Genomic DNA, 23,011 nt, shown 5'->3' with positions numbered 1-23,011 from the left:
CCGGGGCGCCTGGCGCGGGGCTCGCTTCCGAAAGGCTCGCGCCAGGCCGCGCCCCGCGCGCGCTGCGGGGCGCACGGCAGGGGAAGCCCGCCGGAGGCGAGGCCGCTCGGGGTACGGTCGGTGGTCGGCACCTGGCCGGCCCGGCCGCAGCGGGCAGCCCGGCGGACGACGCCGGCCGCCCTTTCTCCCCGGCCCGCACCGAGCGCCTTCCACCAGCACACCCACCAGGACCGGCGATGCACGTGAGCTCCTCTCCTCCCAGCGGCCGCCTGCCCCAGCAGCAGGCGCGGCAGAGGGCCTCCGGCACGTACCGACTGGTCCGTTCCGCCCCCGTGGCGGAGGAGCCCCCTCGACTGGACGCAGCCCAGCAGGGTGTGGTTGACCACGAGTCGGGCCCGCTGCTGGTCCTCGCCGGACCGGGCACCGGCAAGACCACCACCCTGGTCGAATCCGTCACCGCCCGCCTGGCCTCCGGAACCCCGCCCGAACGGATACTGGTCCTCACCTTCAGCCGCCGCGCCGCCGTCGACCTCAGGGACCGCCTGGCACGGCGCCTCTCCACGGCGACCGCGCCTCGCGCCACCACCTTCCATTCCTTCTGCTACGCCCTGGTCCGCGCCCACCAGGACGCCGACCTCTTCGCCGAACCCCTGCGGCTGCTCTCCGGCCCGGAGCAGGACGTCGCCGTCCGCGACCTGCTCGTCGGCCAGATCGAACTCGCACGCCACGGACGCGCCCGCGTGCACTGGCCCGACGAACTGCGCGCCTGCCTCACCACCCGAGGCTTCGCCGACGAGGTCCGCGCCGTCCTCGCCCGCTCCCGCGAACTCGGCCTCGGCCCCGACGCCCTCGCCGAATTCGCCCGGCGCGGCGGCCGCCCCGACTGGTCCGCCGCCGCCTCCTTCCTCGCGGAGTACCTCGACCTGCTCGACGCCCAGGGCACCCTCGACTACGCCGAACTGGTCCACCGCGCCGTCCTGCTCGCCGAACGGCCGGAGACCGCCCGGCAGCTCGCCGACGCCTACGACGCCGTCTACGTGGACGAGTACCAGGACACCGACCCCGCCCAGGTCCGACTGGCGCGGGCGCTCGCCGGAAACCAGGGCCCCGCCGCGCCCGGCGCGGGCGGCGGACGCACCCTGGTCGCCTTCGGCGACCCCGACCAGTCGATCTACGCCTTCCGGGGTGCCGACGTGAACGGCATCCTGGAATTCCCCGAGAGCTTCCGCCGCGCCGACGGCGCGCCCGCACCCGTCGCCGTGCTCACCACCGGACGCCGCTCCGGCGCACACCTGGTCGACGCCACCCGGTTCCTCACCCGCCGGATGCCGCTGACCAGGCTCCCCGCCGACACCGTCCGTGCTCATCGCTCCCTCAGCCCGGCCCGGGACGGGGGCCGCGTCGAGGCCTACACGTACCCCACCGCCGGTGCCGAACTCGACAACATCGCCGACATCCTGCGCCGCGCCCACCTGGAGGAGGACGTTCCGTGGGGAGAGATGGCGGTTCTGGTGCGCTCCGGCGGCCACACCATCCCCGCCGTCCGCCGGGCCCTCACCTCCGCGGGCGTCCCGCTGGACATCGACGGCAACGACCTCCCGCTGCGCCACGAGCCCGCCGTCGCCCCGCTCCTCACCGCCCTGCGCGCCGCCGCCACCGCGGCCCTCCACGACCGGGCCGCCGAGGACGCGGACCCCGCGGCCGACCCCGGACCCGGACACGGCCCCGCAGGCGCGGCGCCCGCCTGGCTCGACACCGAGACCGCCCTCACCCTGCTGGCCTCGCCGCTCGCCGCCCTCGACGCCGCCGACCAACGCCGGCTCGGACGCGCCCTGCGCGACGAGGAGCGGGCCGCCGGCAATCCACTCCCACCGCCCTCCGACACCCTGCTCGCGCGGGCGCTCGCCGAACCGGAACGGCTCGTCACCCACGAGGGGTACGCCCACGGCGCGCGTCTCCTCGGTGAACTGCTGCGCCGCGCCCGCACCCTCCTGGCCAAGGGCGGCAGCGCCGAGGAGGCACTCTGGGAGCTGTGGGACGGCACCACCTGGCCGCAGCGCCTGGAACGGTCCGCGCGCCGGGGCGGCGCCGCAGGGCGCAACGCGGACCGCGACCTCGACGCCGTCTGCGCCCTCTTCGCCACCGCAGCCCGCGCCGAGGAACGCACCGGAGGCCGGGGCGCCCTCAACTTCCTCGCCGAGACCGAGGCGCAGGACATCGCCGCCGACACCCTCACCCGCCGGGCCGCCCGCCCCGACGCCGTACGGCTCATGACGGCGCACCGCGCCAAGGGTCTGGAGTGGCAGCTCGTCGTCGTCGCGGGAGTACAGGAGGGCGTCTGGCCGGACCTGCGCCGCCGTGGCTCGTTGCTGGAGGCCGACCGCATCGGACGTGACGGCCTCGCCGAGCCCCTGCCCCCCGGCGCGCTCCTCGCCGAGGAACGCCGCCTCTTCTACGTCGCCGCCACCCGTGCCCGCGAGCGCCTCGTCGTCACCGCGGTCAAGGCACCCGCCGAGGACGGCGACCAGCCCTCGCGCTTCCTCACCGAACTCGGTGTCGAGCCGAAGGACGTCTCCTCCCGGCCCCGCCGCCCCCTCTCGGTGGCGGCCCTTGTCGCCGAACTGCGCGCCACCACGGTGGACCCCCGGGTCTCCGACACGCTCCGCCAGGCCGCCGCGCACCGCCTCGCGAGGCTGGCCGCCCTCACCGACGAGGACGGCCGCCCCCTCGTCCCCACCGCGCACCCCGACCGCTGGTGGGGGATGCGCGAGCCGACCCGCTCGGAGGTGCCGCTGCGGGACCGCGACGCCCCCGTCGTCCTCTCCGGCAGCGCCCTCGACCAGCTCGCCAACACCTGCGCCCTGCAATGGTTCCTCGGCCGCGAGGTCAAGGCCGACGCCCCCGCCACGGCCGCTCAGGGCTTCGGCAACGTCGTCCACGTCCTCGCCGACGAGGTCGCCTCCGGCCGTACCCCGGCCGACCTCGACGTGCTCATGGAACGCCTCGACTCGGTCTGGGACGCGCTCGCCTTCGACGCGCCCTGGAAATCCGTGCAGGAGAAGGAGAACGCCCGCCAGGCCCTGGAGCGCTTCCTGCGGTGGCACACCCTCGACCGGGCCGGTCGCACCCCCGTCGCCAGCGAACACGACTTCGACGTCACGCTGGGCGCCGGACCCTACGAGGTGCGCATCAGGGGCAGCATGGACCGGGTCGAGCAGGACCCGCGCGGCCGGGCCTACGTCGTCGACTTCAAGACCGGCAAGCAGGCCCCCACCGCAGCCGAGGTCGCCCACCACCCCCAGCTCGCCGTCTACCAGCTCGCCGTCGCGGAGGGCGCCGTCGACCCGCTCTTCGACGGCGTACGCCCGCAGTCCGGCGGCGCCGAACTGGTCCACCTGCGCCAGGCCGCGCCCAAGAAGGCGGGCGGCGAAGCCCTGCCCCGGGTGCAGCAGCAGCCCTCGCCCGACGGCGACTGGGTCGGCGACCTGCTGGCCACCGCGGCCGGCAAGGTCCTCGACGAACGCTTCACCCCGACCACCGGACAGCACTGCGTCCATTGCTCCTTCCGCTCCTCGTGCAGCGCCAGGGACGAAGGGCGGCAGGTGGTGGAGTGAGCGGGGGCACCCCCGGCGGGCTGGAGGCACCGGCTCCCCTCGCTCGGGGAGCCGGGAGCCGTGACCTGGGGAGCCGTGACCTGGGGAGCCGCGGCCTGGGGAGCCGCGGCCTGGGGAGCCGCGGCTCGGGGAGCCGCGGCTCGGGGAGCCGCGGCCTGGGGAGCCGCGGCCTGGGGAGCCGCGGCCTGGGGAGCCGCGGCCTGGGGAGCCGCGGCCTGGGGAGCCGCGGCCTGGAGAGCCGCGATCTGTGGGGAAGCTCCGGTGGGGCCGGCGGTGACTTCACGGTTTTCGGTACGCAAGTGGTCCGGGGGCCTTCCGATGAGCGGAGCCAGTGACGCGCCCTCTCGTCCCAGAGACCCACGGTGCCGTCCCGGCGGACAGGGCGTCGCGCAGGCGCGCCGGACGGGGACGAGGCGGCACGACCGGCGCACGCCCCCATCGGCCAGCCCCCGGTGACCGACCCCACAACCTCCGCCTCCACCCCTGTGACCAGGCAGAACGCTCTTTCCCTCTGCTGCCCGGAGACCGGCTGTCCTCCAGCGGCGCTAGCCTCGCTGGCATGCCCGCACGTATCAGCGACCCCGAGCAGCTCAAGGAGTTGCTCGGCATCCCGTTCACCCCTGAGCAGACGGCCTGCATCACCGCGCCGCCCGCCCCACAGGTGATCGTCGCCGGCGCGGGCTCGGGCAAGACCACGGTGATGGCGGCCCGCGTCGTCTGGCTCGTCGGCACCGGCCAAGTGGCCCCCGAAGAGGTCCTCGGCCTGACCTTCACCAACAAGGCCGCGGGCGAACTCGCCGAACGCGTCCGCAAAGCACTGGCCCAGGCCGGCGTCACCGAACCCGAGCCGCTCGCTCCCCCCGGCGCCGGACCCGAGGACGGCCACAGCCCCGGCGAACCGGTCATCTCCACCTACCACGCCTTCGCCGGGCGGCTCCTCACCGACCACGGCCTCCGGCTCGGTCTGGAACCGAGCACCCGCCTGCTCGCCGACGCCACCCGCTTCCAGCTCGCCGCCCGGGTCCTGCGGGAGGCGCCCGGCACCCACCCCGCCCTGACGCGTTCCTTCCCCGATCTGGTGGGGGACCTCCTCGCCCTCGACGGCGAACTCTCCGAGCACCTGACCGCCCCGCAGCGGCTGCGCCGCCATGACGAGGAACTGCTCGAAACCCTGGAGAGTACTCCGCTCACCAATCCCGACCTGCGGAAACTTCCAGAGGTCGCCCGCGCCCGCCACGATCTGGCCGGACTCGTCGAGCAGTACCGCACCGCCAAACGCGACCGTGACCTCATCGACTTCGGCGACCAGATCGCCCTCTCCGCCACCCTCGCCGACAGCCACCCGGCGGTGGGCGCGCTGCTCCGCGAGGAGTTCCGCGTCGTTCTCCTCGACGAGTACCAGGACACCTCGGTCGCCCAGCGCATCCTGCTCGCCGGTCTGTTCGGCCACGGCACCGGCCACCCCGTCACCGCCGTCGGCGACCCCTGCCAGGCCATCTACGGATGGCGCGGCGCCTCCGTCGCCAACCTCGACGACTTCCCCGAGCACTTCCCGGCCGCCGACGGCACTGCGGCCACCCGCTTCTCCCTCAGCGAGAACCGGCGCAGCGGCGGCCGCCTCCTCGACCTCGCCAACACCATGGCCGCCCCGCTGCGCGCCCTGCACACCGGCGTCGAAGCCCTGCGGCCCGCCCCCGGCGCCGAACACGACGGCATCGTCCGCTGCGCACTCCTCGACACCCACGCCCAGGAGCTCACCTGGCTCGGCGACCAGATCGCGCACCTCGTCGACACCGGGACACCACCCGGTGAGATCGCCGTGCTGTGCCGGACAGCCGGCGACTTCGGCGCGATCCAGAGTGCCCTGGTCGACCGGGACGTCCCCGTCGAGGTGGTCGGCCTCTCCGGCCTGCTCCACCTGCCGGAGGTCGCCGACCTCGTCGCCGTCTGCGAAGTGCTCCAGGACCCCGGCGCCAACGCCTCCCTGGTACGTCTGCTCACCGGCCCCCGCTGGCGCGTCGGCCCCCGCGACCTCGCCCTCCTCGGCCGCCGAGCCCGGCTCCTCGTACGCCGTGACCGCCCGGACGGCGACGACCCGGACCGGCGGCTCGCCGAAGCCGTGGAGGGCGTCGACCCGGCCGAGGTCATCTCCCTCGCCGACGCCCTGGACACGTTTCTCGACGGCTCCGCCGACGACGGCCTGCCCTTCTCCGCCGAGGCCCGCGTCCGGTACGCACAGCTCGCCACCGAACTCCGCGACCTGCGCCGCTCCCTGGCCGACCCACTCATGGACGTTCTGCACCGCGTCCTGACCACCACCGGCCTGGAGGTGGAACTCTCCGCCTCCCCGCAGGCACTCGCCGCCCGCCGCCGGGAGACGCTCTCCAACTTCCTGGACGTCGCCGCCTCCTTCGCCGCACAGGAGAAGGACGCCTCCCTCCTCGCGTTCCTCGGTTTCCTGCGCACAGCCGCCCAGTACGAGAAGGGCCTCGACAACGCCCTGCCCGGCGGGGAGAACACGGTCAAGGTCCTCACCGCCCACAAGTCCAAGGGCCTGGAATGGGACGTCGTCGTCGTGCCGGGCCTGGTCGCCAAGCAGTTCCCCAGCGAACAGGGCCGCGAGAGATGGACGGCCCAGCCCCGTGTCCTGCCGCACCCGCTGCGGGGTGACGCCGCCACCCTGCCCGGCGTCGGCGCCCTGAACGCCAAGGGCCTCAAAGCCTTCCAGGAGGCGATGCGCGACCACCAGCACACCGAGGAACTGCGCCTGGGATACGTCACCTTCACCCGGCCCCGGAAACTGCTGCTCGGCTCGGGCCACTGGTGGGGACCCACCCAGAAGCGGCCCCGGGGCCCCTCCGACTTCCTGCTCGCCCTGCACGACCACTGCCTCGCCGGACATGGGGAGACGGAGGTGTGGGCGGAGCGCCCGGAGGCCGACGCCGAGAACCCGGCGCTGGCGGAGCCCACTGCCGACCTCGCCTGGCCGCTCCCGCTGGACCCGGTCGCCCTCAGCCGGCGCGAAGCCGCCGCCGCCACCGTCCACGCCCACCTCGACGCTCTGGCCGCGGACTCCGCCGGGACACCCACCGGCGGGAATCCCGCTGCCGCCGCAGGCCCGGGCGCGCTGCTCGAGACCGCGTACACGACAGACGGAGCGGACGACCTCCCCCCAGCCCCGGAACCAGAACCGGAGCCCGAGGGCGAGGAGCACCCCGAGGAGTACGAAGAAGGGGACTGGGAATCCTGGGCCACCGCCCGTCCGGCTACCCCGACCTCGGACGGCGGGGGAGCCGCCGGCCCCGCCGTGCCCGACGAGGCCGCCACCGAAGCCCCGCCCTCCGACGGAACGGAGGCTGCCGCCCGCACTTCCACCGGGCCTCGCCCGGCGGCCGCGCACCAGCCAGGTCCGGCCACCGCCCCGGCAGACCCCACCCCGGAGGAGGCCCGCCTCATCCACTCCTGGGACCAGGACCTGGAGGCGCTCCAGGGCGAGCTGCTGCGGGCCCGCGCAGACATCCGCGAGGTGCCGCTGCCCGCCTCGCTGACCGCCTCCGAGCTGATGCGGCTCGCCGCCGACCCCGAGGGGTTCGCCGCGGAGCTGGCCCGGCCCATGCCGCGTCCACCGCAACCGGCCGCCCGGCGCGGAACCCGCTTCCACGCCTGGGTGGAATCCCGTTTCGAGGACGTCCAGCTGCCGATGCTCGACCCGGACGAGCTGCCCGGCCGCGACGCCGACATCGCCGACGAGCACGACCTCGAAGCCCTCAAGGAAGCCTTCGAACACACCGAGTACGCCCATCGCACCCCTCTCGGCGTCGAGGTGCCCTTCCAGCTGACCCTCGCCGGGCGGACCGTCCGCGGCCGCATGGACGCCGTCTACCGGATCGAACCGGGCACCGGCGACACCACCGACCCCACCACGCCCCGTTACGAGATCGTGGACTGGAAGACCAGCCACACCCGCGACGCCGACCCGCTCCAGCTCGCCATCTACCGACTGGCGTGGGCCGAGCACCACCGGCTGCCCCTCGCGGCGGTCACCGCCGCCTTCGTCCACATCCGTACCGGGGAGACCGTCCGCCCCCGCCACCTTCCCGGCCGGCGAGAGATCGAGCACATCCTCCTCGGCACCGTTCCCGGGCCGGCCCCGGAACTGGCGCCAGGGTCTTCCGGAGCGCCCCGGGCGACGCAGGAGGCGGGCGAACCACCGGACCAGTCCACAGCCACCGCCCGATAGGCTCTTGACATGAGCGAGACCTTGGACAACGCCGTCCGCACGTACATCGAGAACCACCGCGCAGCCTTCCTCGACGACCTCGCCGAGTGGCTGCGCATCCCGTCCGTCTCGGCCCAGCCCGAGCACGCGGCCGACGTACTCCGCAGCGCGGAATGGCTGGCGGCCAAGCTCCGCGAGACCGGCTTCCCCGTCGTCGAGATATGGCCGACGGCCGGCGCCCCCGCCGTCTTCGCCTCCTGGCCCTCCGACGACGCGGACGCGCCCACCGCCCTCGTCTACGGCCACCACGACGTGCAGCCCGCCGCCCGCGAGGACGGCTGGCACACCGACCCGTTCGACCCCGTGGTCCGGGACGGCCGGATGTACGGGCGAGGTGCGGCCGACGACAAGGGCCAGGTCTTCTTCCACACCCTCGGCCTGCGCGCCCACCTCGCCGCGACCGGCCGCACCAGCCCCGCCCTCAGCCTCAAGCTGCTCATCGAGGGCGAGGAGGAGTCGGGCTCCCCGCACTTCCGGCAGCTCATCGAGGAGCGCCGCGACCGGCTGACCGCCGACACCGTGCTCGTCTCCGACACCGGCATGTGGTCCGAGGACACCCCCACCGTCTGCACCGGCATGCGCGGGCTCATCGACTGTGAGGTCACGCTCACCGGCCCCGGCCAGGACATCCACTCCGGCTCCTTCGGCGGAGCCGTGCCCAACCCGGCCACCGAGGCGGCCCGGCTCGTCGCCGCGCTCCACGACGACCGCGGCGCTGTCGCCGTCCCCGGCTTCTACGACGGCGTGATCCCTCTGACCGACCAGGAACGCGCCCTCTTCGCCGAACTGCCCTTCGACGAGGAACAGTGGCTGCGCACGGCCAAGTCCCACGCCACCAGCGGCGAAGCCGGCCACACCACGCTGGAGCGCATCTGGGCGCGCCCCACCGCCGAGGTCAACGGCATCGGCGGCGGCTACCAGGGCCCCGGCGGCAAGACGATCATCCCCGCCACCGCGATGCTGAAGCTCTCCTTCCGGCTGGTGGCCGGACAGGACCCCGCCCAGATCGAGAAGCAGGTCCGCGCCTGGATCGCGGAACGCCTCCCCGCAGGCATCGGCCACACCGTGACCTTCGGCGGCGCCACCCGCCCCTGCCTGACCCCGCTCGACCATCCCGCCCTCCAGTCCGTCGTCCGTGCCATGAGCCGTGCCTTCCAGCAGCCCGTCCTCTTCACCCGCGAAGGCGGCTCGGGCCCCGCCGCCGACCTCCAGGACGTACTCGGCGCGCCTGTCCTCTTCCTCGGCATCTCCGTGCCGTCCGACGGCTGGCACGCCCCCAACGAGAAGGTCGAGCTCGACCTGCTCATGAAGGGCGTGGAAACCGCCGCCCACCTCTGGGGCGACCTCGCCGAGCAGGGGAGCCATGCCCCCTGAGCCGCCCCACTCCGCCTCCACCGCCGGCCACCCCGACACCGCCTCCCCCGCGGACCGGGAGCGACCGCACCCCGCGCCCGGCCCCGGTCACCCCGGCAGGACGCACGGAATCACCCACGCCACCGGGGAGTTGGAACCCACTGTGACCACCTGGACCCACGAGCCCAAAGAACCGCTGCCGCTCACCGCGCCCAGCGGCATCGACCGGGCTGCCCACCACCGCCTCGACGAGGCATGGCTGGCCGCCGCCTGGAGCCACCCCACCACCCGGGTCTTCGTGGTCTCCGGCGGTCAGGCCCTCATCGACGAGACCGAGGACGGCACCACCGAACTGGTGATGACGCCCACCTTCGAGGCCCCCCTCACCCGCTCTCACCGGTACTTCCTCGGTTGCGACGAGGACGGCGTGAGCTACTTCGCCCTCCAGAAGGACTCCCTGCCCGGCCGCTTCGACCAGTCGGCCCGCGCCGCCGGCCTGCGCGAAGCGGGGCTGCTGCTCTCCCCGCGCGACGCCGGTCTGCTCGTCCACGCGGTGGCCCTGGAGAACTGGCAGCGCCTGCACCGCTTCTGCTCCCGCTGCGGCGAACGCACCGTCATCGCCGCAGCCGGCCACATCCGCCGCTGCCCCGCCTGCGGCGCCGAGCACTACCCGCGCACCGACCCGGCCGTCATCATGCTGGTCACCGACGACCAGGACAGGGCGCTGCTCGGCCGGCAGGTCCACTGGCCCGAAGGCCGCTTCTCCACCCTGGCGGGCTTCGTCGAGCCGGGGGAGGCCATCGAGGAGTCGGTCCGCCGAGAGGTCTTCGAGGAGGCCGGCGTGACCGTCGGCGAGGTCACCTACGTGGCCAGCCAGCCCTGGCCCTTCCCGTCCAGCCTCATGCTGGGCTTCACGGCCAAGGCCACCTCCCCGCACATCACCGTGGACGGCGAAGAGATCGAGGAGGCCCGCTGGTTCTCCCGCGAGGAACTCCGCGCGGCCTTCGAGTCCGGCGAGGTCCGTCCGCCCTACGGCATCTCCATCGCCGCCCGCCTCATCGAACTCTGGTACGGCGAGCCCCTCCCCAAACCCGGCGTCAGCCGCTGAGCCGACCCGGTGGCCGGGCCCCGGCCCCCCGGCCGCATCCGGTGATGATGCGACCGGGCGGCACCGGCCCGGGATCAGGCGCCGAGCGCCTGCTTCACCTGGGCGAGGCTCGGGTTGGTCATCACCACCGGCTCACCGCCGGCCGCCGGGACGACCCGCAGCGTCGGCACGGTCTGGTTCCCGCCGTTCGCCTTCTCCACGAACGCCGCCGACTCCGGGTCGTGCTCGATGTTGACCTCTTCGTACGCGATGCCCTCGCGGTCCATCTGGCCCTTCAGCCGGCGGCAGTATCCGCACCAGGTGGTGCTGTACATCGTCACGGTGCCCGACATGTCCCGACGCTCCTCGATCGTCCTGCCGTGTGCCCGGACGGACACACGCGGTGAACTCCGCCGGGCTGAGCCGCCCGGTGGCAATGGATCGAACGTATCCGAGCGGGCCGGGATTCCCGGCGGGCGGTCCACCGCCGCACACTGCTTCATGTGATCAATAAGATCGGAGGGCCCGGCTGTGGACAGGGCGCGCCGTCGAATCCGGTGGACCTGGCAGCATGGCGGGGTGACATCCGCACCGCACACCACTTCCTTCCCGCACGTCCCGGAATCGGCCGACGACGTGCTCACAGGCCTGGACCCCGAGCAGCGCGCCGTGGCCACGGCACTGCACGGGCCGGTGTGCGTGCTGGCCGGAGCGGGCACCGGCAAGACCCGGGCCCTGACCCACCGCATCGCCTACGGAGTGCGGACCAACCGCTTCCAGCCCACCAGCGTCCTCGCCGTCACCTTCACCAACCGGGCCGCCGGCGAGATGCGCGGCCGCCTCCGCCAACTCGGCGCCGGCGGGGTACAGGCCCGCACCTTCCACTCCGCCGCCCTGCGTCAGCTCCAGTACTTCTGGCCGAAAGCCGTCGGGGGGACGCTCCCGCGCCTGGTCGAACGCAAAGCCCAACTCGTCGCCGAAGCGGGCGCGGGCTGCGGCATCCGCCTCGACCGCAACCAGCTCCGGGACGTGACCGGGGAGATCGAGTGGGCCAAGGTCACCCAGACCGTCCCCGGCGACTACGCGGAGAGCGTCGCCAAGAGCCGGCGCGACGCCCCCCGCGACCCCGCCGAGACCGCCCAGATCTACACGCGCTACGAGCAGCTCAAACGGGACCGGGGTGTCATCGACTTCGAGGACGTCCTGCTCCTGACCATCGGCATCCTCCAGGACCGGCGGGACATCGCCGACCACGTCCGCGCCCAGTACCAGCACTTCGTCGTCGACGAGTACCAGGACGTCAGCCCCCTCCAGCAGCGACTCCTCGAACTCTGGCTCGGCGACCGCGACAGCCTCTGCGTCGTCGGCGACGCCAGCCAGACGATCTACTCGTTCACCGGAGCCACCCCCGAGCACCTGCTGAACTTCCGCGTCCGCCACCCTGAGGCGACCGTGGTCAAGCTGGTCCGCGACTACCGCTCCACACCGCAGATCGTGCACCTGGCCAACGGACTGCTCTCCCGGGCCCGTGGCCGCGCCGCCGACCACCGGCTGGAACTCGTCTCCCAGCGGGACACCGGACCCGAACCCCAGCACATCGAGTACGGCGACGAACCGTCCGAGGCGGAGGGCACCGCCCGCCGCATCCGCGACCTCATCGCCGCCGGCGTCCCCGCCGGCGAGATCGCCGTGCTCTTCCGCACCAACGGGCAGTCCGGTCTCTACGAGCAGGCACTCACCGACGCGGGCGTCCCCTACCAGCTCCGCGGAGCAGAGCGGTTCTTCGAACGGCGGGAGGTCCGTGAGGCCCAGGCCGCCCTGCGCGGCGCCGCCCGCTTCGGAGGCAACGACGCGGCACTCGACCTGGCCGACAGCCTCTCCGCCCAGGTACGGGCCGTCCTCTCCGCCTCCGGCTGGAGCGCGCAGGCCCCCATCGGCTCCGGAGCCTCCCGGGACCGCTGGGAGTCCCTGGCCGCGCTCGCCCGCCTCGCCGACGACTTCGGCGCGGCCCGGCCGGACGCCTTGCTCGCCGACTTCGTCACGGAACTGGACGAGCGCGCCGCGTCCCAGCACGCCCCCACCGTCCAGGGCGTCACCCTCGCCTCACTGCACGCCGCCAAGGGCCTCGAATGGGACGCCGTCTTCCTGGTCGGGCTCACCGAGGGCATGATGCCGATCACCTACGCCCGCACGGACGAACAGCTGGAGGAGGAACGCCGCCTGCTCTACGTGGGCATCACCCGGGCCCGCTACAGGCTGACGCTCTCCTGGGCGCTCTCCCGCGCACCCGGCGGGCGGGCCCACCGCGTACCGAGCCGCTTCCTGAAGGACCTGCGCGGAACACCGGCGACGAGGGGGGCGTCCTCCGCCTCCGTCGCCGGTACGGGCGGGGACGCGGGCGTTGCCGGGCCTCGCCGGAGGTCCAGGACGCCGGTCAGGTGCCGTAGCTGCGGCAGAAGCCTCACCGACGCCGGCGAGATGAAGCTGATGCGCTGCGAAGGCTGCCCCTCGGACATGGACGAAGGAGTCCACGACCGGTTGCACGCCTGGCGCGCGGCCGAGGCGGAGCGGCTGGGCCAGCCCAGCTACTGCGTCTTCACCGACAAGACCCTGATGGCCATCGCCGAGCAGCTGCCCGAGGAGGAGGCGGAGCTGATCCGCATCGCCGGCGTCGGCATGCGGAAGTTCCGCCGGTACGGCGCCGAAGTTCTCGCCATCTGCGCAGGTCACGAAGGCGTGGGCGAGGGGGCCGAGAGCTGACGCAAACTCGTCCGGAAAATAGTTTGCACATGCCCCGCGGATCCCCATAGGTTCTTAGGCACGGGAACAGGTGCTTCTTCGAAGCCCTGACCCCGTGCTGTACTGAGCACAACCGCAGGACCGGGCACGGTCCACGAGACGCCGAGAGGAGGCGATGGAAATGATCAGCATCAACACCACCAGCACGGTCGTGAAAATGACCGATCGTTCCGTCGTCGACCTGTGCATGTCCGGCGGCTCGTCCCTGGGTACCGGTGTGTCCGGCCTCGCCGCCGTGCGTCCCGTGTCCCCCATCTCCCTCTCGAACCTCCCGGTCCGAGAGCGGAACGAGCGACCGACCCAGGCACCGGCAGCAGAAGCAGTGGCGCAGGCACATGCCTATGCCTTTGCGGCAGCCGGTGCCGGATTCCCGAAGACGAAGCAGCACACGATGTGGGCCTTCCGTGGGCTCGAACCCTGGAGTGATCCAGCCTGATCTCCATCAGGCAGGCGCCTTCAGGGCCGCGGAACCCCACCCGGGAACCGCGGCCCTTTTGCTTTGCCCCGAGCGGGGCGAAGCACTGAAGGGCTCCTGGACAGGTGCAGGTATCAGCCGCCACCCGGCCCACCGGCCGGACCGACCAGACGAGGAACCAAAGCCCGTGCAGATCGAAACGCACGTCCCGTCAGCACCGCTCACACAAGAGATCTCGCCACCCGGTATCCCGGAGGATTCCACCTTGTCTTCGCAGCTCACCGCTCTCACCGCTCTCGACGACGCCATCGAGAACCTCGTCACCCCGCCGCCGTGCCGCGCCTACGACCCCGAGGTCTTCTTCGCCGAGTCGCCGGCCGACGTCGAGTACGCCAAGTCCCTCTGCCGTGCCTGCCCGCTCGTCGAGGCGTGCCTCGCCGGCGCCAAGGACCGGCGTGAGCCCTGGGGCGTCTGGGGCGGAGAGCTCTTCGTCCAGGGCGTCGTCGTCGCCCGCAAGCGGCCCCGTGGCCGCCCGCGCAAGAACCCGGTCGCAGCATGAACATCACCGGAACGATCGACCGCCCCCTCACGCACGACCCCAAGAAGCAGGCCCCCATGAAGCGAGCGTCCGCCAGGACCGCAGACAGCGCGCCCGCAGGCTCCGCCACCCCCGACACCACCATCACCGGCGCGAACGAGTCGCGTCAGAACAGGACCCGAGAGATGCAACTCATTCCAGAAGCCATGGCGCGTGCGCACATGGATCAACGCATCGCCGAGGCGGATTCGGCCCGGCCGGTGCAGCGGCTCTTGGCCGCCCGGCGCATGCAGCGCCGGGCCGAGCGCGCCTCACTGCGCGCCCGCCGCGCCCTCGCCATCGCCGTCATGCACTGACCTGGCGGCGCCTCCGGCCCGGTGGACGTGCCGGGGCCCGGGCGGAGGACCTGCTCCGGCGGACAGCTCGGTGGGCTGGTCTCGCAGGGCAACTCCGGGTCGTCGGCGGGCGGGAAACCTGTTCGCCGACGGTCCCGTGGGACGGCCTCGCCGCCGACGGGGCTCCCGCGGGGCGGGCGGTGACGAGCGACGTGATCGCGTTGCTCGCCTCGTGCCGGCGGGCTCCGGCGGCCCTCGGGGGCTTCGGACGATTCGGCTGGACTTCGACTCGGGTGCCATGAGCCTCGTGAACCCTTGTGGGTGAGGACGGCCGAGGCGGCATGGCTGGTGTACGGCTACCGGCCACGCGTGGTGGACGGTTGGGCGAGCCGTGGTTCTGCCCGTTCGGCGGCTCGATGCCGGGCTTCCTGACCGGCTTCGCAACCGGGTCGGGTCATGTGGGCCGGGGTGGAGGGGACGTCGGGCCGGCTTGGTCTGACGGGCGACGGAGCGGTGTCCGTGTGGGGTGTTCTGGATGGGCACGCCACATGCCGCTTCCCTCTCGGCCACTCCCTGGGGGCCCTCCCTCCCCCTCCCTCCCCTCCCCCTCCCTCCCACCCCAGTTGTTGGCACCCGCTCGGCAACGCTGTGTCCACCCCACGCCGTGTCCTGCACTCACCTCATGTCGTGGCAAGGCCGGCTCCCGGCCCGCCGCCCCACGGCAAGGCCACCCTTCCTCGCGAGCCTGAGCCTTGCTGCGCGAGACCCCGGCCCGGCCGTTCCTGGCCCAGTCACCCCCGGCCCAGCCCTGCGCCCGAGTCCGGCCGGGGAGATCGGGCATGCCGCGCCGCGGGACGCTGTGGCTGGCCACCGTCCCAGCCGTAGCGGCCCAGCAGCCGAACCGTGCCCGGCTTCCCGATGACTCATGGGCCCGGCGGCCAGCCAGGTGACTCCCGGAGACCCCAAGCATGGCGCGGCTTCCCGCCACTGCCCCGCGCCCGGCACCTCTCGGCGCCGGCCCACACCTCCGGCATCTTTCGGCGCGGTCCCCTCCGATACCCAGCCACGTGCGGAAGAGCACCTCCCGAGGGACGGCGCCAGCCCGCTCGGCATACCGCAGCCTCCCACTGAGCCGCAGCCCCCGCAGCCCTGGCCCTGCCCACTCCACCACGGCCGTGCCATGTCGGACGGGAGCTGCCCCGTGCCTTCGGGCCAGGCAGCCGTGCACGTCGGCCATCAGCCCGCCGGGCTCCCACCGCCCCTCACCGTGGTCGGGCTGGACTCGCCCCGTGGAGCGCGGACACCGGTACCCCCGACGTCCCGGTGATCAAGTCCGCGGTTCTGCGTCTCCTCGCCATCAGGGCCGGCGCCGTCGTCCTCCAGGACCCCGGAGCCGTCGGCCGTGTGCCTTCCCTCACCGGCCCCGACGTCCGCGTCCTTCAGCAGTGCGGTCCCGGAATCCGGAGACGCGCCACCCTCCGGACCCGCCTTCCCGGCCACCGCACTCCCCGCCCCGGCGTCCGCGGCCCCTTTCGGACGCGCCACCGTCTTCCCGGCGTCCGGCCGTCCCGTCCCAGTCTCCTCGGCCCTCGCGCCACCCGGCCTGACGTCTTTCACCTCGCCCGGCTCGGCGGCGCCCCCATCGCCAGCAGCTCCAGCCCCCCGCTCCGAGTCGCCGGTCCTCCCGCCGCCCCTCTCGTCCTCAGCCCCTCCCTCGTCCACGAACCCGGGAAGCCAGTCCTCCAGCTCCTCCCGGAGGCGGACCGTGGCCCCCAGTTGGCACAGGACGCCGATGGTGCTGAGGGTGACCCGGTGGATGAGGAGGTAGGAGGGAGGGAGGTTGAGCCGGCGGCCCAGCTGATGGGCTGGGGAGCGGGGATCGGCGAGGCGGGCTGCCTGGCCGCGCATCCACTCGCGGGTGAAGGTGAACTCGTCCACCACGGCGGGCTCGATGATCGGGCGGAGGTAGTCGAGGACCGCGACCGGGTCCAGTTCCACCGAGTCCCTGACGAACCCTTCCGCCCTGAGCGTCGCGTAGACCGTCTCCGCGCGGTCCTCCAGCGTCAGCCGCAGCGAGGTTCCGATCGTCTCCGGCAGGCCGCCGGGGAGGCGGTCGACCGTGCCGAAGTCGAGAATGCCGAGCAGCCAGCCGTCCCCGTCCTCGGCGGGGACCAGACGGAAGTTGCCGGGGTGGGGGTCGGCATGGAGCAGACCGGTGCGGGCCGGTCCCGAGAAGAGGAAGCGGGAGAGCAACTGGCCTGCCCAGTCCCGCTGCTCCTCCGTCCCGTCGGTGATGACCTCGGAGAGCGGGATGCCGCCCATCCACTCGGTGACGAGCACCTGGTCGCTCTGGTGCACCACGCCGGGGACCAGCATGTACGGGTCGTCGGCGAACTCCTCGGCGTGAACACGCTGTGCCTCCGCCTCCAGGGCGTAGTCCAGTTCCTCCGAGACCCGGTCGCGCAGTTCGATGATCAGCGGCTTGACGTCCAGGCCCGGGACGAGTGGCCCCAGCAGACGGGCGAAGCGGCTGAGCTGGCCGAGGTCGGACAGGAGCGCCTCGCCCGCTCCCGGGTACTGCACCTTGACCGCGACGGTGCGCCCGTCGTGCCAGACCGCGCGGTGCACCTGCCCGATCGAGGCGGCGGCCGCCGGCTGGTCGTCGAAGGAGCGGAACAGCGAGCGCCAGTCCTCGCCGAGGCGCTCCCGCAGCACCGCGTGCACAGTCTCCGCGGGCAGGGGCGGCGCGGCCTCCTGGAGCTTGGTCAGTGCCGCGCGGTAGGGGCCGGCGATCTCCTCGGGGAGCGCCGACTCGAAGACCGACAGGGCCTGGCCGAACTTCATGGCGCCGCCCTTCAGTTCTCCGAGGACCTTGAACAGCTGCTCGGCGGTCCGCTGCTGGAGTTCCCGGCCGACGATGTCGGCGGAGATGCCCCCGATCCTTCTGCCGAGACCCCACGTGGCCCGTCCCGCGAACCCCAGCGGCAGGGCAGCGAGCTTGGCGGTCCTGGTGACCGCCTTCCGGGGAAGATCAGACATGCGCCCCTCCAAGTCTCAGACTGCCGAGCCGCATCCGACGGTCAACGGCTCTCTGCCATTGTGGCCCGGGGCCTTCCGGCAGGTGCCGCCCGCGGGGGGTCCTCTGCGGCCGGGGCGGCCGGCTCGCCGCAAGCGGGGACCCGGTCCGGCGAGTTGACCGCGTCGCACGGGCACTCGGGATGCGGGGCCAGCGGCACCGCGCGCCAGGCGGATGCCGGCAGCGCCAGTTCCCACCGGGTGTCCGCGCCGGACGGCAGGGTGCCGTCGAGGAAGGCCAGCGCCTGAGCGGCGGCGAACCCGGCGACGGTGGTGGCCAGCGCCAGATCGCAGGCGGGCGAGGAGCGTCGGCGGGTCGCCCGCCACTGCGTGATCAGACGCGGCCAGAGAGGGTCGCGGTCCACCCGGTCCAGCGACACGCATCGAGCGCAGGCGGTCGCCCCCGGGACGACCAGCGGGCCGACCATGCCGGTGGCCTCCAGCACCCCCGCGAACAGGTGCGGGACGCCGGACGCCACGAACTGCTCCACCGCCGCCGGGTCCGGGGCGAACACCCCCAGCCCGTCCCTCGGCGCCACCACCACGAGCGAGAGGCCGGGCTCACCGCTGCCCGCTCGTGGGCCCCTGCGAGAGCGGCGGGGCACGCCCGGCGACGCCTGCCGCACCACCTTGCGGGCCGCCTCGGTCCGCCGCTCGCCGACCGCCCGGACGGGCATGCCCCCGGGCGCCACGTCGCCGGCTTCCACGGAACCCCCGTCCACCACGTCGACCTGTCCGACCCCCGCACCCGAAAGCACCGCGGCCAGGACCGAGCCGACCCGGCCCGCCCCGCGCACCTGGATCCGCGAGGCGCGCCGGGCCGCCATGCGGGCCATGGCGGCGCCCGGCTCCCTGGTGGTCACGGCCAGGGAGCCGAGGTCGGGCCGCAGCCGCTCCACGACCGCGGGGCGCTCGCGCAGCGCCGCCGCGCCCGGACCACCGCCCGTGGTGTCGTCGAGCAGGCCCGCGCGGGCGAGGCGGCCCACCAACCGGTCGGCGTACCCCTCCGTCAGGCCCATGCGATGGGCCTCCTCGCGCAGCAGCGGCATGCCGCGGGTGCCGTCGAGGAGTTCCATGAAGCTGCCGGTCGCCGTGTCGATCGGGCCGAGCACCACGGCGTGGGCCGGCGTCGCTCCGAACTGGACCGTGCGCAGGTCGCGCCAGCCGCGCCGCAGCGCGGGCTTGAGAAGCGGATGGGACAGGTGCACGGTTCCCCCTGGACTCGGTCGGCCGCCGCGGGACGCGGGCGGCGCGTTCGGGCCGGACGCCGGTGCGGCCGGTCACGGGAGACAGGATGGAGTACGAGCGGGGAATTCTGCCCCGAGTTGTCCACAGGGGGCATGAATAGTCGTACCAATGCTTCCCCCTGGGTGCGCATTCCGGGGGAGCGGCGTCGGGCAGCCGCGTTTCCGCTGGTTGTCCGGGTACGGTCGAAGCGTGCCAGCCGAATCCGCACGGCGCCGCAAGGTCGCGCCGTCCAGCTCCGCTCAGCCCGCCGCGCCCCGTACCGCACCGGGGGAGGTGGAGGTGCGCCGCAGCGCGCGCCGACGCCGCACGGTCTCCGCGTACCGTGAGGACGGGCGGACCGTGGTGCTGCTTCCCGCGCGGATGTCGGAGGCCGAGGAGCGCCGGTGGGTCGGGCTGATGCTGGAGAAGCTCGCCCGGCAGGAGAAGCGCCGCAGGCCCACCGACGAGGTGCTCGCCGAGCGGGCCGGACGGCTCTCGGCGCAGTTCCTGGGCGGGAGGGCGCGCCCCGACTCGGTGCGCTGGGTCACCAACCAGAACGCCCGATGGGGCTCGTGCACCCCCGCCGAGGGCAGCATCCGCCTCTCCCACCGCCTCCAGGGGATGCCCGAGTACGTCGTCGACTACGTGCTCCTCCACGAGCTCGCCCATCTGCTGGTGCCCGGCCACGGGGCGCGGTTCTGGGAACTGCTGGAGGCGTATCCGAGGACCGAGCGGGCCCGCGGCTACCTGGAGGGCGTCGCCGCGACGGCCCGGCTCCCGCACGCGGTGGACGACGAGCAGGACGACGGAGCCAGGGCCGGAGAGGAAGGCGCCGCCCCCGCGAACGACCCGGCCTGACCGGCAGCTGCCCGGCGGGGAGGAGCGCGGGCCACCGTTGTGTACCGGCTCTGTACCGGCCCGCCGCGTTGTCGGTCCGAGCGGTTAGCCTGACCCGACGTAGCAGCTTCGGGATGGGGGACGGACGTTTCGTATGGGCAGGGAATTCCAGCGCGGCCACAAGGCCAGGATCGGTGACCTGACGGCCGGCACGGACCTGTACGTCGGTGTGCAGATCTCAGGACCGGGGCTGACCTTCGACATCAGCTGCTTCGGTCTCGACGCCGACGAGCGCCTCTCCGACGACCGGTACTTCATCTTCTTCAACCAGCCCACCTCCCCCGAGGAGTCGCTCCAACTGCTCGGCGCGCAGGCGGGCGACACCGAGTCGTTCCGGGTGACGCTGGAGAAGATCCCGCCGCGGATCCAGAAGCTGTCCTTCACCGCGACGATCGACGGCGCCGGGCAGATGTCCCAGATCGGTCCCGGCCACCTGCGGATCGTCGCCGGTGGTGAAGAGGTCGCGCGGTACTCCTTCGACGGTTCGGAGTTCAGCACCGAGCGCGCCGTGATGCTCGGCGACTTCTACGTCAAGGACGTCTGGCGGTTCGCCGCCGTCGGCCAGGGCTTCGACGGCGGTCTGGAGGCGCTGCTGCGCAACTTCGGCGGCGAGGTCCTGGAGGAGGAACCGCAGGCCCCCGCGCCCCAGGCCCCCGAAGCCGCCCCGGCTTTCGCCCCGCCGGCCTTCGCGCCCCCGGCCCCGCAGCCCGCGCAGACCTTGCCGCACCAGCCCGCACCCCCGGCCCCGCGTGCCCCGCAGGCCCCCGCTCCCCAGCAGACGCCCGACGGCCACGTTCCGCCGCAGGCACCGCACGCCCCCGCGCCCCACCCGCACACCGGCCACCAGGGGCCCCCGCCGCCCGTGCACGCCGCGCCCACGCTGGCCGCGCCACTGGCACCAGCAGCCCCCCACCCCGGCGGCCAGGTTCCCCCGCCACCGCCTCCGCCCCCGGGCCCGTACGGGCAGCCGCCCGCCGCCGGATCCGGGCAGCCGCCCGGCGGGCACCACGCCCCGCCGCCCCCCGGCTTCGGCCAGCCGCAGCCCGCCCCCGGCGGCTTCCCCGGCCGGCAGACCCCACCGCCGGGCCCGTACGGCCAGCCGCGGCCCGTCGCGGGGCAGGGCGGCACGCCCGGTGTGTCGGCCGCCTTCCAGAAGTACCGGGAGGTCCCGACCGGAACCCGCTGGACCCAGCAGAACAGCCAGCTCGTCCGGGTCGACCTCGGCGTCGACGCGCAGCCCGTCCTGGCCCGGCAGGGCAGCATGGTGCTGTACCAGGGCAAGGTCGACTTCGGCTACAAGGGCGCGGGCTTCGCCGGACGCATCACCGGGAACGCCACCGGCCAGGAGCTGTCGCTCATGCGCTGCACCGGCGGCGGCCAGGTCTTCCTCGCGGAGAACGAGGCCAACCTCCACCCCGTCGAACTCCAGGGCGACGCGATCTGCGTCAGCGCGGAGAGCGTCCTCGCCTTCGACGAGTCCCTCGCCTACGAGGTCCGGCGGATCGACGGCCACGGCATCCCCGGCGGTGCCCTGTTCACCATGCAGTTCCAGGGCACCGGCACGGTCGTCGTGAAGACCCGCGGCACCCCCGTGGTCCTCCCCGTCACCCCCACCACCTTCGCCGACAGCAACGCGATCGTCGCCTGGTCCGCCGCCGCCCAGGTCATCGTCTCCTCCCAGGTCAGGATCAGGCGCAACGCCTACCCGGGGCACAGCGGCGAGGGTGTGAACCTCCAGTTCCGGGGCGCCCCCGGCAACTTCGTCGTCGTCCAGCCCTACGAGATCTGAGGGAGCAAGCCATGAACCAGCAGCTCGCGGGCTTCGCCCCGACGCCCGTCGCGGCCCGGATGGAGAACCACGGCCACAGCATGGTGAAGGTCGCCATGCAGAGCGGCTACGACCTGTATGCCCGCACCGGCTCCATGGTCGCCTACGAAGGCTTCGTCCAGTACGAACCGAACCCGCCGGCCGTCCGCCAGATCGCCGGACAGTGGATCACCGGCGAGGGCACACCGCTGATGAAGTGCACCGGCGACGGACTCCTCTACCTCGCGGACTACGGCGCGGACGTCGTCGCCATCGACCTCGGCGGCGACTCCCTCTCGGTCAACGGCACCAACCTCCTCGCCTTCGACGCCCAGCTCGACTGGGGCGTGGAGCGGGTCAAGGGGCTCGCCAAGTTCGCCGGCCAGGGACTGTGGAACGTCCGCGTCGGCGGCCAGGGCTGGGTCGCGCTGACCTCCCGCGGTACGCCCATCGTCGTCGACTGCGGTCGCGGCGACGACGAGACCTACGTCGACCCGGACGCACTCATCGCCTGGTCACCGCAGCTCAAGGTCAAGGGGAAACGCAGCTTCAAGGCGTCCTCCATGATCGGCCGCGGCAGCGGCGAGGCGTACCAGATGGCGTTCTCCGGCGAGGGGATCGTCGTCGTCCAGCCCAGCGAGGACAGCACCGACCGCCTCCGGGTCCGGGGCTGAGGGGGAGCCACCACCATGCAGAGTCCGCTTTTCGCCTTCACCGAGCAGCAGTCCCAGGACCGCTACGCCCTGCAGAACGCGCAGATGCTGAGGGTCACCCTCACCGGCCACGACGACATCCTCGCCCGCAAGGGCGCCATGGTCGCCTACCAGGGCCTCGTCGAGTTCGACGGCGAGTACCAGTCGCTCCAGCAGCAGGCCCGAGCCTGGACCGGCGAGGGACTCGACCTCATGCGCTGCTCCGGCCAGGGCAGCGTCTACTTCGCCAACCTCGCCCAGTACGTCCACATCCTCGACGTCGAGCAGGACGGACTGACCGTCGACAGCTCCTACGTCCTCGCCATGGACTCCTCGCTGCACGCCGAGGTCCTCGCCGTGGACAGCCAGTTCGGCATCTCCGGCTCGGGCAAGTACCAGCTCAACATCACCGGCCGCGGCAAGATCGCCCTGATGACCTCCGGCCCGCCGCTGATGCTCCAGGTGACCCCGGAGAAGTACGTCAGCGCGGACGCGGACGCCATCGTCGCCTGGTCGACCTCGCTGCGGGTGCAGATGCAGGCCCAGACCCACTCCTCCGGCGTCTGGCGGCGGCGCGGCAGCACCGGGGAGGGCTGGGAGCTGAGCTTCCTCGGCTCCGGCTTCGCCCTGGTCCAGCCCAGCGAACTGCTGCCCCCGCAGAACGCCGCCACCGGCGGACTCGCCGGGCAGTTCGGCATGGGCCAGCAGGGCGCCCGCGGGATGAACCAGGGCAACGTCTGGAGCTGACGGCACCCGCGGCCCGGGGCTGTGCGAGGGGTGGGCCGGGCGGCTCCGGCCGCGCCCGACCGCCGAGACCGTACGGCAGGCGGCCCGGGAGGAGCGTGCGGCACGCGGCCAGGGCCCGCTACCGCACGCTCCTCCCGGGCCGCGCC

At 73.5% G+C, this 23,011-nt stretch carries 14 protein-coding genes and 1 pseudogene; 12 read left to right on the top strand and 3 right to left on the bottom strand.

Annotated elements, in window-relative coordinates; translation table 11 throughout:
* Positions 1 to 236: 236 nt before the first annotated feature.
* The 4 genes from Sdia_RS26600 (at position 237) to nudC (ending at position 10,354) form a co-directional block, all read left to right on the top strand.
* Entirely contained in the window at positions 237 to 3,614 is a 3,378-nt protein-coding gene (locus Sdia_RS26600) for an ATP-dependent helicase (protein ID WP_124288151.1), read from the top strand.
* 559 nt (positions 3,615 to 4,173) lie between these two features.
* Positions 4,174 to 7,854, top strand: coding sequence for an ATP-dependent helicase (locus tag Sdia_RS26595; RefSeq protein WP_189400053.1), 3,681 nt, complete (start codon positions 4,174 to 4,176; stop codon positions 7,852 to 7,854).
* Positions 7,855 to 7,863: 9 nt separating this feature from the next.
* Entirely contained in the window at positions 7,864 to 9,267 is a 1,404-nt protein-coding gene (locus tag Sdia_RS26590) for a dipeptidase (RefSeq protein WP_115068002.1), read from the top strand.
* A 142-nt stretch (positions 9,268 to 9,409) separates the two neighbouring features.
* Positions 9,410 to 10,354: an NAD(+) diphosphatase gene (gene nudC, locus Sdia_RS26585; RefSeq protein WP_100455120.1), complete on the top strand. Its 945-nt coding sequence runs from the start codon at positions 9,410 to 9,412 to the stop codon at positions 10,352 to 10,354.
* A 74-nt stretch (positions 10,355 to 10,428) separates the two neighbouring features.
* Here the strand turns inward: nudC and Sdia_RS26580 are convergent, their stop codons facing one another.
* On the bottom strand, positions 10,429 to 10,686 hold the full coding sequence (locus Sdia_RS26580; protein ID WP_100454631.1) for a mycoredoxin: 258 nt from the start codon (positions 10,684 to 10,686) through the stop codon (positions 10,429 to 10,431).
* 226 nt (positions 10,687 to 10,912) lie between these two features.
* Between Sdia_RS26580 and Sdia_RS26575 the strand changes: the two genes are divergently transcribed.
* The 4 genes from Sdia_RS26575 (at position 10,913) to Sdia_RS26560 (ending at position 14,441) form a co-directional block, all read left to right on the top strand.
* On the top strand, positions 10,913 to 13,093 hold the full coding sequence (locus Sdia_RS26575; protein WP_115068003.1) for an ATP-dependent DNA helicase UvrD2: 2,181 nt from the start codon (positions 10,913 to 10,915) through the stop codon (positions 13,091 to 13,093).
* Positions 13,094 to 13,253: 160 nt separating this feature from the next.
* Positions 13,254 to 13,568: a hypothetical protein gene (locus Sdia_RS26570; RefSeq protein WP_100455121.1), complete on the top strand. Its 315-nt coding sequence runs from the start codon at positions 13,254 to 13,256 to the stop codon at positions 13,566 to 13,568.
* Between the two features lie 166 nt (positions 13,569 to 13,734).
* On the top strand, positions 13,735 to 14,106 hold the full coding sequence (locus tag Sdia_RS26565) for a WhiB family transcriptional regulator (protein ID WP_030695706.1): 372 nt from the start codon (positions 13,735 to 13,737) through the stop codon (positions 14,104 to 14,106).
* Positions 14,103 to 14,441: a putative WhiB-interacting protein gene (locus tag Sdia_RS26560; RefSeq protein ID WP_100454633.1), complete on the top strand. Its 339-nt coding sequence runs from the start codon at positions 14,103 to 14,105 to the stop codon at positions 14,439 to 14,441. Before Sdia_RS26565 ends, Sdia_RS26560 begins: the two co-directional genes overlap by 4 nt.
* 1,674 nt (positions 14,442 to 16,115) lie before the next feature.
* On the opposite strand, the pseudogene Sdia_RS26555 reads toward Sdia_RS26560, so the two are convergent.
* Both Sdia_RS26555 and Sdia_RS26550 read right to left on the bottom strand, forming a co-directional pair.
* Positions 16,116 to 17,459 (bottom strand): annotated as a pseudogene (locus tag Sdia_RS26555) (ABC1 kinase family protein); the annotation flags it as partial.
* A 41-nt stretch (positions 17,460 to 17,500) separates the two neighbouring features.
* Positions 17,501 to 18,703, bottom strand: coding sequence for a ThiF family adenylyltransferase (locus Sdia_RS26550; protein WP_100454634.1), 1,203 nt, complete (start codon positions 18,701 to 18,703; stop codon positions 17,501 to 17,503).
* A 319-nt stretch (positions 18,704 to 19,022) separates the two neighbouring features.
* Between Sdia_RS26550 and Sdia_RS26545 the strand changes: the two genes are divergently transcribed.
* The 4 genes from Sdia_RS26545 to Sdia_RS26530 all read left to right on the top strand — a co-directional run bounded on the left by Sdia_RS26545 (position 19,023) and on the right by Sdia_RS26530 (position 22,865).
* Complete coding sequence (locus Sdia_RS26545; protein ID WP_189499831.1) at positions 19,023 to 19,580, top strand: M48 metallopeptidase family protein; 558 nt, start codon at positions 19,023 to 19,025, stop codon at positions 19,578 to 19,580.
* 133 nt (positions 19,581 to 19,713) lie between these two features.
* Positions 19,714 to 21,408 (top strand): TerD family protein, encoded by a 1,695-nt coding sequence (locus Sdia_RS26540; RefSeq protein WP_189499798.1) that lies wholly within the window; start codon positions 19,714 to 19,716, stop codon positions 21,406 to 21,408.
* An 11-nt stretch (positions 21,409 to 21,419) separates the two neighbouring features.
* The gene (locus Sdia_RS26535; protein ID WP_100454637.1) at positions 21,420 to 22,100 is read left to right on the top strand and encodes an AIM24 family protein; all 681 of its coding nucleotides are present in this window, start codon (positions 21,420 to 21,422) and stop codon (positions 22,098 to 22,100) included.
* Positions 22,101 to 22,115: 15 nt separating this feature from the next.
* On the top strand, positions 22,116 to 22,865 hold the full coding sequence (locus tag Sdia_RS26530) for an AIM24 family protein (RefSeq protein ID WP_189499797.1): 750 nt from the start codon (positions 22,116 to 22,118) through the stop codon (positions 22,863 to 22,865).
* The last annotated feature ends 146 nt before the right edge of the window (positions 22,866 to 23,011 follow it).

Origin of the sequence: Streptomyces diastaticus subsp. diastaticus (assembly GCF_011170125.1) — a bacterium.
GTDB lineage: Bacteria > Actinomycetota > Actinomycetes > Streptomycetales > Streptomycetaceae > Streptomyces > Streptomyces diastaticus.
The sequence above is the reverse complement of the archived record's forward strand: the minus strand, read 5'-3'. Positions and strand labels throughout refer to the sequence as shown.

What these genes read in the sequence shown, in the direction of transcription:
- Sdia_RS26580 (WP_100454631.1), bottom strand. Translation starts at nt 10,686, where the DNA reads ATGTCGGGCACCGTGACGATGTACAGCACCACCTGGTGCGGATACTGC.
- Sdia_RS26595 (WP_189400053.1), top strand. Translation starts at nt 4,174, where the DNA reads ATGCCCGCACGTATCAGCGACCCCGAGCAGCTCAAGGAGTTGCTCGGC.
- Sdia_RS26600 (WP_124288151.1), top strand. Translation starts at nt 237, where the DNA reads ATGCACGTGAGCTCCTCTCCTCCCAGCGGCCGCCTGCCCCAGCAGCAG.
- Sdia_RS26540 (WP_189499798.1), top strand. Translation starts at nt 19,714, where the DNA reads ATGGGCAGGGAATTCCAGCGCGGCCACAAGGCCAGGATCGGTGACCTG.
- Sdia_RS26530 (WP_189499797.1), top strand. Translation starts at nt 22,116, where the DNA reads ATGCAGAGTCCGCTTTTCGCCTTCACCGAGCAGCAGTCCCAGGACCGC.
- Sdia_RS26570 (WP_100455121.1), top strand. Translation starts at nt 13,254, where the DNA reads ATGATCAGCATCAACACCACCAGCACGGTCGTGAAAATGACCGATCGT.
- Sdia_RS26590 (WP_115068002.1), top strand. Translation starts at nt 7,864, where the DNA reads ATGAGCGAGACCTTGGACAACGCCGTCCGCACGTACATCGAGAACCAC.
- Sdia_RS26560 (WP_100454633.1), top strand. Translation starts at nt 14,103, where the DNA reads ATGAACATCACCGGAACGATCGACCGCCCCCTCACGCACGACCCCAAG.
- Sdia_RS26535 (WP_100454637.1), top strand. Translation starts at nt 21,420, where the DNA reads ATGAACCAGCAGCTCGCGGGCTTCGCCCCGACGCCCGTCGCGGCCCGG.